The organism is Methanobrevibacter thaueri (assembly GCF_015062915.1).
Taxonomy (GTDB): Archaea; Methanobacteriota; Methanobacteria; order Methanobacteriales; family Methanobacteriaceae; genus Methanocatella; species Methanocatella thaueri_B.
Window position 1 is genome coordinate 95,749 of record NZ_SUTJ01000004.1, and the last position, 13,616, is coordinate 109,364.

The 13,616-nt window shown below is 38.4% G+C and carries 19 protein-coding genes; all 19 read left to right on the forward strand.

Going from position 1 to position 13,616, the window contains the following annotated elements:
* The first annotated feature begins 161 nt into the window (after positions 1 to 161).
* The 19 genes from E7Z78_RS04165 (at position 162) to E7Z78_RS04255 (ending at position 13,545) form a co-directional block, all read left to right on the forward strand.
* Positions 162 to 611: a 30S ribosomal protein S13 gene (locus tag E7Z78_RS04165; protein WP_303723920.1), complete on the forward strand. Its 450-nt coding sequence runs from the start codon at positions 162 to 164 to the stop codon at positions 609 to 611.
* A gap of 58 nt (positions 612 to 669) precedes the next feature.
* Entirely contained in the window at positions 670 to 1,209 is a 540-nt protein-coding gene (locus E7Z78_RS04170; RefSeq protein ID WP_303723921.1) for a 30S ribosomal protein S4, read from the forward strand.
* Positions 1,210 to 1,220: 11 nt separating this feature from the next.
* Positions 1,221 to 1,613, forward strand: a complete 393-nt coding sequence (locus E7Z78_RS04175; protein ID WP_069574667.1) for a 30S ribosomal protein S11 — start codon at positions 1,221 to 1,223, stop codon at positions 1,611 to 1,613.
* Between the two features lie 15 nt (positions 1,614 to 1,628).
* Positions 1,629 to 2,432, forward strand: coding sequence for a DNA-directed RNA polymerase subunit D (locus E7Z78_RS04180; protein ID WP_303723922.1), 804 nt, complete (start codon positions 1,629 to 1,631; stop codon positions 2,430 to 2,432).
* Positions 2,432 to 2,797 (forward strand): 50S ribosomal protein L18e, encoded by a 366-nt coding sequence (locus E7Z78_RS04185; protein ID WP_303723923.1) that lies wholly within the window; start codon positions 2,432 to 2,434, stop codon positions 2,795 to 2,797. The genes E7Z78_RS04180 and E7Z78_RS04185 overlap by 1 nt, the downstream gene beginning before the upstream one ends.
* Before the next feature lie 15 nt (positions 2,798 to 2,812).
* Positions 2,813 to 3,235, forward strand: coding sequence for a 50S ribosomal protein L13 (locus tag E7Z78_RS04190; RefSeq protein WP_287411725.1), 423 nt, complete (start codon positions 2,813 to 2,815; stop codon positions 3,233 to 3,235).
* Positions 3,236 to 3,253: 18 nt separating this feature from the next.
* Positions 3,254 to 3,655 carry a 30S ribosomal protein S9 gene (locus tag E7Z78_RS04195; RefSeq protein ID WP_303723924.1) on the forward strand — a complete coding sequence of 134 codons (402 nt, stop codon included), beginning with the start codon at positions 3,254 to 3,256 and terminating at the stop codon, positions 3,653 to 3,655.
* 48 nt (positions 3,656 to 3,703) lie between these two features.
* Entirely contained in the window at positions 3,704 to 3,874 is a 171-nt protein-coding gene (locus E7Z78_RS04200; RefSeq protein WP_042694539.1) for a DNA-directed RNA polymerase subunit N, read from the forward strand.
* A 73-nt stretch (positions 3,875 to 3,947) separates the two neighbouring features.
* Positions 3,948 to 4,130, forward strand: a complete 183-nt coding sequence (locus E7Z78_RS04205; RefSeq protein WP_303723925.1) for a DNA-directed RNA polymerase subunit K — start codon at positions 3,948 to 3,950, stop codon at positions 4,128 to 4,130.
* Between the two features lie 129 nt (positions 4,131 to 4,259).
* Positions 4,260 to 5,504 carry a phosphopyruvate hydratase gene (gene eno / locus E7Z78_RS04210; protein ID WP_303723926.1) on the forward strand — a complete coding sequence of 415 codons (1,245 nt, stop codon included), beginning with the start codon at positions 4,260 to 4,262 and terminating at the stop codon, positions 5,502 to 5,504.
* Positions 5,505 to 5,526: 22 nt separating this feature from the next.
* Complete coding sequence (locus E7Z78_RS04215; RefSeq protein WP_116591299.1) at positions 5,527 to 5,721, forward strand: 4Fe-4S binding protein; 195 nt, start codon at positions 5,527 to 5,529, stop codon at positions 5,719 to 5,721.
* A 15-nt stretch (positions 5,722 to 5,736) separates the two neighbouring features.
* Complete coding sequence (gene rpsB / locus E7Z78_RS04220) at positions 5,737 to 6,339, forward strand: 30S ribosomal protein S2 (RefSeq protein WP_303723927.1); 603 nt, start codon at positions 5,737 to 5,739, stop codon at positions 6,337 to 6,339.
* Between the two features lie 10 nt (positions 6,340 to 6,349).
* On the forward strand, positions 6,350 to 7,198 hold the full coding sequence (gene amrB, locus E7Z78_RS04225) for an AmmeMemoRadiSam system protein B (protein WP_303723928.1): 849 nt from the start codon (positions 6,350 to 6,352) through the stop codon (positions 7,196 to 7,198).
* A 9-nt stretch (positions 7,199 to 7,207) separates the two neighbouring features.
* Entirely contained in the window at positions 7,208 to 8,170 is a 963-nt protein-coding gene (mvk, locus tag E7Z78_RS04230; RefSeq protein ID WP_303723929.1) for a mevalonate kinase, read from the forward strand.
* A 4-nt stretch (positions 8,171 to 8,174) separates the two neighbouring features.
* Positions 8,175 to 8,975, forward strand: a complete 801-nt coding sequence (locus tag E7Z78_RS04235) for an isopentenyl phosphate kinase (protein ID WP_303723930.1) — start codon at positions 8,175 to 8,177, stop codon at positions 8,973 to 8,975.
* A 3-nt stretch (positions 8,976 to 8,978) separates the two neighbouring features.
* Complete coding sequence (gene fni, locus E7Z78_RS04240) at positions 8,979 to 10,025, forward strand: type 2 isopentenyl-diphosphate Delta-isomerase (RefSeq protein ID WP_303723931.1); 1,047 nt, start codon at positions 8,979 to 8,981, stop codon at positions 10,023 to 10,025.
* Positions 10,026 to 10,028: 3 nt separating this feature from the next.
* Positions 10,029 to 11,372, forward strand: a complete 1,344-nt coding sequence (locus E7Z78_RS04245; RefSeq protein ID WP_303723932.1) for an RNase J family beta-CASP ribonuclease — start codon at positions 10,029 to 10,031, stop codon at positions 11,370 to 11,372.
* 15 nt (positions 11,373 to 11,387) lie between these two features.
* Positions 11,388 to 12,368, forward strand: coding sequence for a short chain isoprenyl diphosphate synthase IdsA (gene idsA / locus E7Z78_RS04250; protein ID WP_303723933.1), 981 nt, complete (start codon positions 11,388 to 11,390; stop codon positions 12,366 to 12,368).
* 379 nt (positions 12,369 to 12,747) lie between these two features.
* Positions 12,748 to 13,545, forward strand: coding sequence for an ADP-ribosylglycohydrolase family protein (locus E7Z78_RS04255; RefSeq protein WP_303723934.1), 798 nt, complete (start codon positions 12,748 to 12,750; stop codon positions 13,543 to 13,545).
* Positions 13,546 to 13,616: the final 71 nt, after the last annotated feature.

Consider the following 13,616-nt stretch of genomic DNA (forward strand, 5'->3'; position numbering starts at 1 on the left):
TTTTGATAATTTATAAAAATACTTGTTAAACTGATATTTATTGCACTCTTAGCCAATAGGCTAAGTTTATAACTGTTGAAAAAAACTGTGTTTTGAAATTCAAAACATTCGAATCTATATTTTACGTCTCGTAGGTTCGCTCTATAAATGGAGGTTATTTAATGGAAGACGAATTCAAACATTTAGTACGTATTTCAAGAAAGGACGTTAATGGTAACAAAACCATTGAACATGCTTTGACTGAAATCAAAGGTGTTGGAATCTCTTTATCTAAAACTATCTGTCGCGTTTTAGACTTAGATTTAGATGCTAAAATTGGATACATTGCTGACGAAGATGTTTTAAAAATTGAAGAAATTTTAGAAAACCCTCAAAAGTTCGATATCCCATCATGGATGTTAAACAGAAGGGAAGACTACGAAACTGGTGACGACATTCACTTAATCGAATCAGATCTTGACATGACCTTAAGGGATGATTTGAACAGAATGAAAAAGACCAGAAGCTACAAAGGTAGAAGACACGAAGTTGGTTTACCTGTTAGAGGTCAAAGAACCAAATCTACTTTCAGAAAAAGTTCTTCAGTTGGTGTAAAACGTTCAAGAGGATAGGCAAGAGCTTTTTTTATAAATTAAATTATTGAAATTCAATTTTTAAGGAGATGTTTTAATGGGACAACCTAGAAAATCAAGGAAAAAGTATAATACACCACCACATCCTTGGAATGCGGAAAGAATTAAAAATGAAAATAAATTAATGACTAAATACGGTCTTAAAAACAAAAAAGAAATTTGGAAAGCTGATACTTTAGTCAGAAGATACAGTAGGGAAGCAAGATACTTACTTGGTTTCGATACTGATCAAATGGTAAAAGAAAAATTACAATTATTAGGACACTTAGCTAGAACCGGTGTTTTGCCAGAAGGTGCTGCTCTCGAAGATATTCTTGACTTAAACGTTGAAGATATCTTAAGAAGAAGATTACAAACTATTGTATATAAGAAAGGTTTAGCTCGTACTCCTAAAGAAGCAAGAATGTTCGTTGTACACGGTCACATAGCATTAAATGGTAAAAAAATCAACTCACCAAGCTATGTAGTTTTAGACGGTCAAGAAGATCAAATCGGTTTCTACCGTTCTTCACCTGTAGCAAAACAAATTGAAGAGTACAACAAAGCAAAGGATAATAAAGCTAATACAGAGGAATAAAGGGTGTAACTATGGCAAAAGATGAAAAATGGGGTATAGCTAATATTTACTCATCATTTAACAACACTATTATTACTGTAACAGACATCACTGGTGCTGAAACTATTTCACAATGGTCTGGTGGTAAAGTTGTTCGTGCAGACAGGCAACAAGCTTCACCATTCGCAGCAATGGCAGCAGCAACCAGAATCGCTGATGACGCTAAAGAAAAAGGATTTGTTGGATTACATATTAAAGTAAGAGCTCCTGGTGGAAATGGACCAAGAAGTCCAGGACCTGGTGCACAAGCTACTATCCGTGCTTTAGCAAGAGCTGGAATTAAAATAGGAAAAATCGAAGATATCACTCCTATTCCTCACGACGGTACTGGAAGACCTGGTGGTAAGAGAGGAAGAAGAGTATAAGCGGAAGGGTTTAATATGGAGATAGAAGTAAGAAGTCAAAGTGATGATGAAATTGTTTTCATCGTACGTGATGCAGAAGTGCCTTTCATCAATGCTATCAGAAGGGTTGCAATGGTCAACGTTCCAAAAATAGCTATTGAAGATGTTAATATCATCAAAAATGATTCTGCAATGTTTAATGAGGTACTTGCTCATAGACTCGGTTTAACTCCTTTAGTTTCTGATTTGGATGCTCTCGAAGGAATGTCATTACCTGAAGACGATGACTGGGATGACTACACCAATGGAATCATGTTCCATTTGAATGAAGAAGGACCAAAAACAGTATACTCCAAGGATTTAATATCTTCAGACTCAAAAATTAAACCAGTTTACGACACTATACCTTTAGTAAAACTTAAAGAAGGCGAAGAGATCAACATTGAAGCGGTTGCAAAAGTCGGATACGGAAAGGAACATGCTAAATGGATGCCAACTACCGTGTGCGCTTACAAGCAATATCCTGAAATAACATTCAATGATGATGTCGAAATCGATTACGACTGTGCTCAAGCATGTCCAAGAGGTATTTTGAAATCCGATAGAAGATCTAAAGAAATCAAAATCTTAGACATCGAAAACTGTGCCATGTGTAAAAGCTGTGTAAGAGCTTCAGACAACGGCTACATTAATGTCGGATACCGTGAAAACGATTTCATTTTCAGAATCGAAACTGACGGTGCAATGCCTCCTAAAGAAGTTTTATTAAAAGCTTGTGACGTATTAGGTGAAAAAGCGGATAAGTTTATCAGATTTAGTGAAGAAGGAGGAAGTAAATAATGGTTAAGAAAGTAGTAAAAACAAATCCTAACCTTATTGAACTTATTAATAAACTTTATGAACAATCAAGAAATGAAGATGCAGCTATTTGGAAAGATGTTGCACAAAGACTTGAAAGGTCAAACAGAAGAACTGCTGAAGTAAATTTATCAGACATCGCAAGATACGCTGAAGAAGGCGAAACTGTTTTAGTACCTGGTAAAGTTTTATCAAACGGTGATTTGGAAAACAAAGTAGATGTTGTAGCATTAAAATTCTCAGCTAAAGCACAAGAAAAAATCGCAGCTGCTGGCGGAGAATGCATCTCAATCGAAGAAATTATGGAAAGTAATCCTAAAGGATCAAACATCAGGATTATGGAATAGGGGATGTGTGTTATGATGATTATAGATGGAGAAGGATGCGTTTTAGGAAGATTAGCTAGTATCACTAGTAAAAATCTCTTAGAAGGCGAAGAAGTAGTAATTCTTAATGCTGAAAAAATCATGTTAACCGGTAACAAGGATTGGGCTTATGCTAAATACAAACAAAGAGTGGACAGAGCAAGTATCTCTAACCCTCGTGACTTAGGTCCTAAATATCCTAGAAGACCTGACGACATATTTAGAAGAACTGTAAGAGGAATGTTACCTTTCAAAAAATCCAAAGGTAAAACAGCATACAAAGGCTTAAAAGCTTTCGTAGGTGTTCCTGCTGAATATGCTGATGCTGAACTCACTGCAGTTCCTGAAGCAGAATACGGAGATCTTAAAAAAGGTATCGAGTTAGGAGAAATCTCCAAACTTTTAGGAGCTACCTTTTAGATAAATGGATGTGTAATTATGGTTAAAGTTATTCATACTAGTGGAAAACGTAAAACAGCTATCGCAAGAGGTACTGTTCGCGAAGGAACCGGTAAAGTAAGAATCAACAAAGTTCCTTTAGAACTCTACTCTCCTGAGCTTGCTAACTTAAAATTACAAGAACCATTAACCTTAGCTGGAGACTTAGCTAACGAAGTGGATATCAATATCCATGTTATTGGTGGTGGAGTAATGGGTCAAGCTGAAGCTGCACGTATGGTAATTGCAAAAGGACTCGTTCAATGGTCTCAAGATATGGATTTAAAAGAAAAATTCACTCACTATGACAGAACCATGTTAGTTGGTGACCCAAGACGTTCAGAACCTAAAAAATATGGTGGTCCTGGAGCAAGAGCACGTAAACAAAAAAGTTACAGATAATCTCATCTGTACTTTTATATTTTATTTAAATTAAAAAAGATGATATAAATGATTCCTATAAGATGCTTAAGTTGTGGAAAACCTGTATCAGCATACTTTGATGAATACAACAAAAGAGTAGCTGCTGGTGAAAAGTCTAAAGATGTTTTAGATGATTTAGGTTTAACAAGATACTGTTGTAGAAGAATGTTAATTTCCCACGTTGAAACTTGGGAATAGACAAATTGTAGGGATATTTTCTTGATAAAACTAATCTTGGTAAAATATATGCCTAAAAAATGGAGTAATATTCATGGATGTTGAAAAAAAATTAACAAGGTTTGAAAGAGCTAGACTTCTCGGGGCTAGAGCAATTCAAATATCTATGGGTGCAAGGCCTTTAGTGGAAATTAAAGACTCCCTAGATCCTATTGATATAGCTTACGAGGAACTTAAAGCTGGAGTTTTACCATTAGATGTTATTAGAGATGAATAGATTCAATCTATTTTTCTCCAATTATTTAAAAAAAATAGTAAATACCAATACGACTCTATAAAGAAACTTACTAATTTTTTCAAAGTATAGGTTGGTTGGTAATAAATTGAATGACACTGAGGTGTTTTTTTGGATAGTATAATAGAAGACGTCCAGGTTCGAAAGATTTTGGACAGCAGGGGGAACCCGACCATTGAAGTCGATGTAAAGACTTGGGGTGGTTACGGTAGAGCTGCTGCACCAAGCGGAGCGAGCACTGGTTCAAGAGAAGTGGTGTCCTTCCCTGAAGGAGGAGTGGATCTTGTAGTAAGTGAAATGGAAGACCTTATTGCTTCCGAGCTTATTGGAATGGATGCATGCGATATCACAACAATTGATGAAGTGCTTAGAGAGATAGATGGAACAGACAATTTGGCCGCTATAGGAGGCAACACTACAGTTGCAATTTCACTTGCTGTAGCCAAGGCTGCTGCTGCATCATACAACATGCCGCTTTACCAGTACCTTGGAGGCAACTTCACCAATGAATTGCCGTATCCTTTAGGTAACATGATGAATGGTGGTGCTCATGCAGGCGTCAATGCTCCCGATATTCAGGAATTCCTGGTTGTTCCTATTGGAGCATCCAATGTTGTTGAAGGAATTTTTGCAAACGCTTCTATTCACAAAAAGTTAAAAGAACTAATCCAATCTAAAGATTCAGCCTTTACCGGAGGTAAGGGAGATGAAGGCGGATGGGTACCTAACATAACCAACGTCGATGCTTTGGAAATTCAAGCCCAAGCATGTGAAGAGGTTGGGGATGAATTGGGAATTGAAATTCGACCTGCTTTAGATATGGCAGCATCCGAATTGTGGGATGCAAATGAGCAGAAATACGTTTATGCTCAAGATGGTATCAAGAGAGATACCGGAGATCAGATTGATTTCGTAAAGGATATCATTGATACTTATAAAATGTTTTATGTAGAAGACCCATTTGATGAATCAGATTTTGAGGGATTCGCTCAATTAACTGCCAAAGTTGGTGACAGATGTCTTGTCTGTGGAGATGATTTGTTTGTAACCAACAAGGAACTTCTAGCTAAGGGAATTGAAATGAAAGCCGCAAACGCTATCATTATCAAGCCCAATCAGATTGGTTCATTATCCGAAACTTATGCTACAGTTAAGCTAGCAAAAGAGAATGATATTGTGCCGGTTGTTTCTCACAGATCTGGTGAAACTACTGATGAAACTATTGCTCACTTGGCTGTTGGTTTTAACTCTCCATTGATTAAGACCGGCGCTATCGGCGGTGAGAGAATAGCTAAATTAAATGAGTTAATTCGCATAGAGGAAGAACTTCCAAATTCAAAAATGGGTAAATTATAATTAAAATTTTGGAGATTAGATTATGTCAAAAGTAATTTTAGATTACGATAAATGTGATGGTGCTGACTGTGCAGAATGTGCTGACGTTTGCCCAATGGAAGTATTAGTTCTTAAAGGAGACAAAATTGAAATTGTCGACCCTGAAGAATGTAGTTATTGTGAAGTATGTATGGACGTTTGTCCTAACGAATGTATTCAAATTGAAGATGATTTTTAAATTGTAGGTGAAAATATGGTAAATGAAGAACTTTTAATAGACTTAGATAATTATTTAGCTGCTGGATTACACATTGGTACCCAGCAAAAGACTAGTGACATGGAAAAATACATTTTCAGAGTAAGATCTGACGGTTTATATGTATTAGACATTCAAAAAACTGATGAAAGAATCAGACAAATCGCAAAATTACTCGCTAAATACGACCCTGAAGACATTTTGGTAGTAGCTACCCGTCAATACGGTCAAGCTCCTGTTAAAAAATTCGGTGAGTTAACCGGCGCTAAAACCATTCCTGGTAGATTCATCCCAGGTACCTTAACAAACCCAAATTACGCTAAATTCATTGAACCAAAAATCATTGTAGTAACTGACCCAAGATCAGATTCTCAAGCTATCTTAGAATCCAAACAAAACGGTATTCCAGTTATTGCATTATGTGATACTGAAAACTTACTCAGTTTCGTAGATATTGCTGTACCTGTAAACAACAAAGGTAGAAAAGCTATCGCTTTAGTTTACTGGTTACTCGCAAGACAAATCTTAAGAGAAAGAGGAGACATCCCAGAAGACGGTGACCTTGATATTGATGCAACTGAATTCGAACTTAAATTTTAAGTGAGTTAACATGTTAAGACAACCTGCTGTTGCTGGAGCGTTCTATCCGGATGACCCTGAAACTCTAGTTAGGCTTATTGAAAGCTGTTTTCTAGATGATTCCGGCGTCGGATACATACCTGAACTGAAATCATTTGAAGGTACAGAGTATCCTATCAACGTTATGGTTCCGCATGCAGGTTATCAATATTCTGGTGCAATAGCTTCTCATGGCTATTGCGAAATCGTTAAAAATGGTTTTCCTGAAGTTTTTATAATTTTAAGTCCAAACCATACTGGATTCGGTAGTGAAATTTCCATCTTCAATGAGGGCGAATGGATCACCCCATTGGGAAACGTTCCTGTGGATGGGGAGTTTGCAGACAGCATTATTGAGTTTTCAGACATTGCGTCTGCTGAATTCACAGCCCATCTTCGAGAACACAGTATTGAAGTTCAGCTGCCGTTCCTACAATATTTTTCCGCTGATTTTAAGATTGTTCCTATTACAGTGGGCAAACAGGATTTTGTTACTTCAACCGATCTTGCCAATGCGATTTATGAGGCTGGAAAGAAATTGAACAGGTCATATTGCGTTATTGCAAGCACTGATTTGTCTCATTTCAACACTCAGGAAAGGGCAAACAAGGTTGACGGGTTTGTCCTTGAGGACATTGGAGAGATGAACGAGTTCAAGCTTTTCGAAGAGGTTGTTCAGTACAATATCACAATGTGCGGCTATGGTGCGGTAATGACTGCAATTTCCCTTTCAAAGCGGTGTGACAAGAATGATTGTGACATATTGGCTTATGGGACCAGTGGTGACGTTACCGGGGACATGACATCAGTGGTTGGTTATGCTTCAGGTATTTTTAGATAGGTGAGTTAATTGATAGCTAAAGCTTCTGCTCCGGCAAAAACTATTCTATTTGGAGAACACTCTGTTGTTTATGATGAACCTGCTATTGCAGGTGCTGTTAATAAAAGAGCTTATGTTACCGTTAAGGATTCTGAAGACGATAGAACTATTTTCAGAGCTCCAGATATTGGTTTTGAAGCTGAATTACTTACAGATGAGAAAAAATATATTCTACTTAAGGGAAAACCAGGTATTATTAGATACATTTTAGAAGCTCTTTATAAGGTTCACGACCACACGCCGATTGACATAACATTGAACTCCCAGGTGCCTATAGGTTCCGGATTGGGTTCGTCAGCGGCAGTTACAGTTGCCACATTGGCGGCATTATACCGTTATCATAATATTCGTTTCAATAAGCAATCACTTGCTCATGATGCTCATATGGTTGAACAGGCGGTTCAGGGCGTTGCAAGTCCTCTTGACACTTTGGTTTCCACTTACGGGGGACTCGTTTACCTGTCAAGGAACAAGAAGGTTGAGCATTTCAAGGTCAACTTCAATGTCCCGTTCGTTGTGGGATACACCACAAAGCATGGAAACACTGGCAAGATGGTTAAGGATGTCAGAAAGCTCAAGACAAGAAATCCTAAAATCATCAATCCCGTAATCACTTCAATGGGCAATCTTACCAATTACGCAAAACAAGCAATCCTGAAAAGGGATTTCGCCAAAATCGGTGAGTTGATGAATATTAATCATGGATTCTTGGATGTTTTGGGTGTAAACACATTGGAATTGTCACGTATGGTGTATAATGCAAGGGAAGCCGGTGCAATCGGTTCCAAGACTACCGGTGCAGGTGGTGGAGGAAGCATAATTGCGCTTTGTCCTGGCAAAGTCGATGAAGTCGCTCAGGCAATCGCTCGTGATGACCATGTTTTAAAAATCAGATTTACAAGAAAAGGAGTTTCTTCAAGGGTTTACAAGTGATTTAATGATTATTTTAAAAATTGGCGGAAGCATCCTGACAAACAAGGATTCACAAAGCAGTGAAGTAGATGCGGCTAGCCTTAAAAGAATTGCATCCGAGATAAAAAGATCTCTCGACAATTCCGAAAAGGAACTTATTATCGTTCATGGTGCCGGTTCATTCGGCCATCCTCCTGCCAAGAAACATAAAATCGGGGAGGAATTCGACAAGTCCCAATATCCGGAAAAGAGATTGGGTTTCTGTGAGATTCAAAATGAAGTCAAAAAGCTTAACATGTTCATTTGTGAGGCTTTCATTGATGAAGGAATACCTGCAATTGCAGTTCCCGCTTCTGGTTTTATAACTGCAGCAGACAAGAGAATCACCGAGGGTGATCTTGACCTCTTTAGGAGATACTTGGATAAGGGTTTTGTCCCTATAATCTATGGGGATGTTGTTTTGGATGATGAGTTGGAGTTCTGTGTCATATCAGGCGACCAGCTGATTCAGTACTTGGCGAAAAATCTTAATCCGGACGTTGTCGTTTTGGGAACTGATGTTGACGGTGTTTATAACAAGAATCCTAAAACACATGAAGATGCAATCTTTTTTGAAAAGTTCTCATCACTAGAGGACTTGGATACCCTGGAAGGAACCACAAATGTAGACGTGACCGGTGGAATGGTCGGGAAAATTAAAGAACTTTTAAGTTTAGCAGATTTAGGAATTGAATCTAAAATAATAAATGCTGAAGTTGAAGATAATATTTTCAAAGTGCTAGAAGACAAGGAAGTTAAAGGAACTGTAATTTCAAGGGGAAATTAGGAAATGATTTCAGATAGAAAATTAGAGCATTTATTAATTTGTGAAAATTATGATGTAGAGTTTAAAGACAAGACTACTGGATTTGAAGATATAGAACTGATCCATAATGTTTTACCGGAAATAGATAAAAACGAGATTGACTTGTCAACAGAGGTTTTCGGTAAGAAATTAGATTCACCTTTATTTATCACAGCAATTACAGGAGGCCATCCTGCAGCCCGCAAGGTCAATAAGGAATTGGCTATTGCAGCTGAAAACAATGGCATTGCATTAGGAGTAGGATCCCAAAGGGCCGCATGTGAACATCCGGAACTTGAGGACACATACACTGTAGTGCGTGAAAACGCACCGGACTGTTTGCTTGTTGGAAACATTGGGGCTCCACAATTGAACCTTGCTGAAAAGGCAGTTGAGATATTGGATGCGGATATTTTGGCTATTCATTTAAACCCTCTTCAGGAATCAATTCAGCCGGAAGGGGACTTGGATGCAAGAGGATACACTGACCTCATAGCCAAGATAACAGACACAGTTGACATTCCAGTTGTGGCTAAGGAAACCGGTTGTGGAATTTCCGCTGAATCAGCCAAGACTTTGGTTGATGCCGGCGTTGATTTCATTGACATTGAAGGTGCAGGCGGTACAAGCTGGGCAGCCGTTGAAACATACCGTGCAGAGGACAGGTACCTTGGCGAAATATTCTGGGACTGGGGAATTCCAACAGCAATAAGCACTGCGGAAGTTGTAAGTGCAGTTGATGTTCCGGTAATTTCTTCAGGAGGAATCAGAACTGGTCTTGAGGCCGCAAAAGCTATTGCTCTTGGTGCAGATGCAGTGGGTATGGCATTGCCGTTTTTAAAGAATTGCAATTCACAAGAGGCTTTAAACACATTTATTAACAGATTTAATGATTCACTAAGAATTGCTATGTTTTTAGTTGGAGCAAATAACATTGAAGAATTGAAACAATCCAGATTAGTCATTCGCGGAAAAACAAGGGAATGGCTAAACGAAAGAGGTATTAACACAAAGAACTATTCAAGGAGATAAAACATGAGCGTTGAAGTTATCGCTATAGGTGGATATCAGGAAGTCGGGAAAAACATGACTGCTGTACGTATAGGGGATGATGTTGTTATTTTTGATATGGGAATTCACCTAGACAGGATCAGCATGCACGAGGACACTGATATTGACAGAATGCACAGTTTAGATTTAATCGAAAGGGGAGTCATTCCAGATGATACATTGATGAAGGATGTTGACGGGAAAGTAAAAGGAATCGTCTTCTCTCACGGGCACCTTGACCATATAGGTGCTGTTGCAAAATTGGCTCACAGGTATGATGCGCCATTGATTGGAACACCTTATACTGCTGCATTAATTGAAAAACAGATTAAAGGAGAACGCAAATTCAAGGTAACAAACCCTATTAAAGTATTGAATCCTGGAAGCAAGGTTAAGCTTTCAAAAGATATTACTTTGGAATTCGTTCAATCAACACACAGTATTCCACAAGCAGTATTTCCGGTATTGCACACTTCAGAAGGTGTAATCGTATACGCGCTTGATTTCAAATTTGACAATCACCAAAAAGTATCACCGCCACCTGACTATAAAAGGCTTAAGGAGTTAGGTAATAAGGGCGTTCTTGCATTGATAGTTGAAACCACCAATGCAATAAACTACAATGAGGTCAAGACCCATTCCGAAAGAATTGCAAGAAACATCCTCGAAGACGTAATGAGGGAACCATTGCATGAGAAAACCGGAATGATTGTCACAACATTCTCATCACACGTTGAACGTGTACAGGCAATTGCAGACATTGCAAAGAAAAGCCACAGGGAAATCTTTTTCCTTGGAAGATCCATGGAAAGGTTCTGTGGAATCGCACAGAAATTAGGCATATTGAAATTGCCTAAAAATGCAAGCATCTACGGATCTCCAAAAGCGGTCAACAGGGCTTTGATGAAAGCTGATGAGGACCGTGCAAACTACCTGTTGGTTACAACCGGACACCAAGGTGAACCTGATGCACTCCTGCCTAGAATCGCAAGTGGCAGAACTCCATTCAACATTAAGGAAGGGGACAACGTTATTATTTCAGCACCTATCATTCCAAACCCTACAAACGCCGCAAACAGGCACATCATGGAAAGGAGATTGAAACTCAAAGGTGCAAGAATCTATCCAAATGCTCACGTTTCCGGACACGCTGGAAGAGAAGACCACAGGGAATTCTTAAGAATGCTCAAACCGCAGCATATCATTCCTGCTCACGGAGACTTATCAATGCTTTCAGCTTATGCTGAACTTGCAGAAGAAGAAGGTTACAGAATCGGATATGACATTCATATCTTAAGAAATGCTCAAGCACAAGTTTTTAAAAGTTAAAAAGAGGGAAATACAATGAGTGATGTAAAAGAAGTACTTGGAAACTATTCAGGCGACATTACAAAAACTATTGAAGACGAACTAGCCACTATTACTCCAGATAATCTTGCAGAAGCTTCCGTTTATCTTACAAGAGCTGGAGGAAAAATGCTCAGACCGGCTTTGACATTAATCGCTGCTGAAGCTGTTGGCGGAAAACGTGAATCCGCTCTTAAAGCAGGTGCTGCTATTGAATTGATTCACACTTTCTCCTTAATCCATGACGACATCATGGACCAGGATGATATGAGAAGGGGAATGCCATCCGTCCACAAGGTATGGGGTGATGATGTAGCTATTCTTGCTGGAGACACATTATTCTCAAAGGCTTTTGAAATAATCATCGGCTCAAAAGGTACCAGTTCAGAACAGAACAACAAGGCACTTGCAACCGTTGCAGATGCATGTGTAAAAATCTGTGAAGGACAAGCATTGGACATGGGCTTTGAAGAAAGGTTTGACGTTACTGAAGATGAGTACATGGAAATGATTTTCAAGAAAACCGGTGCTTTAATTGCAGCAGCCACCAAAGCTGGAGCAATCATGGGCGGAGCATCTGAAGAGGTCATTGATGCAATGTATGAATACGGTCGTTTAATTGGTCTTGCTTTCCAAATTCAGGATGATTATCTTGATCTCGCTTCTGATGAGGAGACTTTAGGTAAACCAATCGGTTCAGATATTGGAAAAGGAAAAATGACCATTATTGCAATAAAAGGTTTAGCTAATGTTGAAGATGACAGATTACTTGAAATCTTGAAAGCTGAAAATAATTCACAAGATGAGATAGATGAGGCAATTGAAATTTTAACAAATTGTGGCGCTATTGAATATGCTCGCAATTTGGCATTAGAATCTGTTGATAAAGCAAAAGAAGTACTCGAAATATTAGACGATTCTTCATCTAAACAGGTACTTGCTGACATTGCAGATTTCGTTCTTGAGAGAAGTGCTTAAACTCTCTCATTTTTTTCACTTTTTTTTAAAAATTTTTGAGATTCCATGAGTTAACATGGAATCTGAAAGTCGGTATCAATACGGTTTTTACATTAGCTGTATATTGTGGTTGAAATTTCCATAATGCGGTAACATGTTGTATTCTAATTAATCCTTGGAAGTGAGTCGAGAACGTTTTAAAAGAAATGCATTATAGAAATTTCCGTGTTTCATGATAATACAAAGTATTATCAAAATTAGGTATTGTTTCCATTTGATATAAGTTTTTTCTTTGTTTTAAGGTCAATAAGTTCAATTCAAGACAATTTTACCAACTGAAAACAATTTTACGAATCCCTACAACAAATCTTAAAAACCATTTATACACAAAAATTAACATATGAAAGGTATAATTGGAGCAATATCCGGTGATATTATCGGATCAACAAAAGAACATCGCCCTATAAAAACAAAAGATTTTGAATTGTTTCCCCGTGGCTCAACCGCCACTGATGACACTGTCATGACATTGGCTGTTGCAAACTGGCTGATTGAGGATAAGGATTCACTTGAGGTTCTGGTGGATAATCTGCAGTTTTTCGGCAACCTGTATCCAAATGCAGGCTATGGGGGAAGATTCATTCACTGGTTAGCTGCGGAAAAACCTGAGCCATACAACAGCTGGGCCAACGGATCAGCAATGAGGGTTTCACCATGCGCATGGGTTGCAAACTCTCTTGAAGAGGCACAGAAGCTTGCTGAAATGTCGGCCATTGTCACCCATGACCATCCTGAAGGAATCAAGGGGGCGCTTTCCACATGTGATGCCATTTATCTTGCAAGAACCGGCGCCGGCAAGGATGAAATCAAAAGCCACATTGAAGAGACATATGGATATGACCTTTCAAGAAATCTGGATGACATCAGAAGGGTATATGAATTTGACATTTCATGTGCAGGAAGTGTTCCTGAGTCCATTATCTCTTTTCTTGAAGCGGAGGACTTTGAGGATACCGTTAGAAACGCCATATCTCTTGGAGGGGATGCTGACACTCAAGCGGCTATTGCTGGAAGCATTGCATCAGCATACTGGGACGTTCCGTTTGACATGTATGAAAAGTCACTCGATTATCTTGATGAGACATTGCTTGCAGTCTACACTGAATTTGAAGGAAAGTTCATATTGCCAAATATTTAAGTATATTAAAATGTTAAATATTAATTGGTTGTGAATGAATGAATAGGAAAATATTATTTACTTTTTTAATA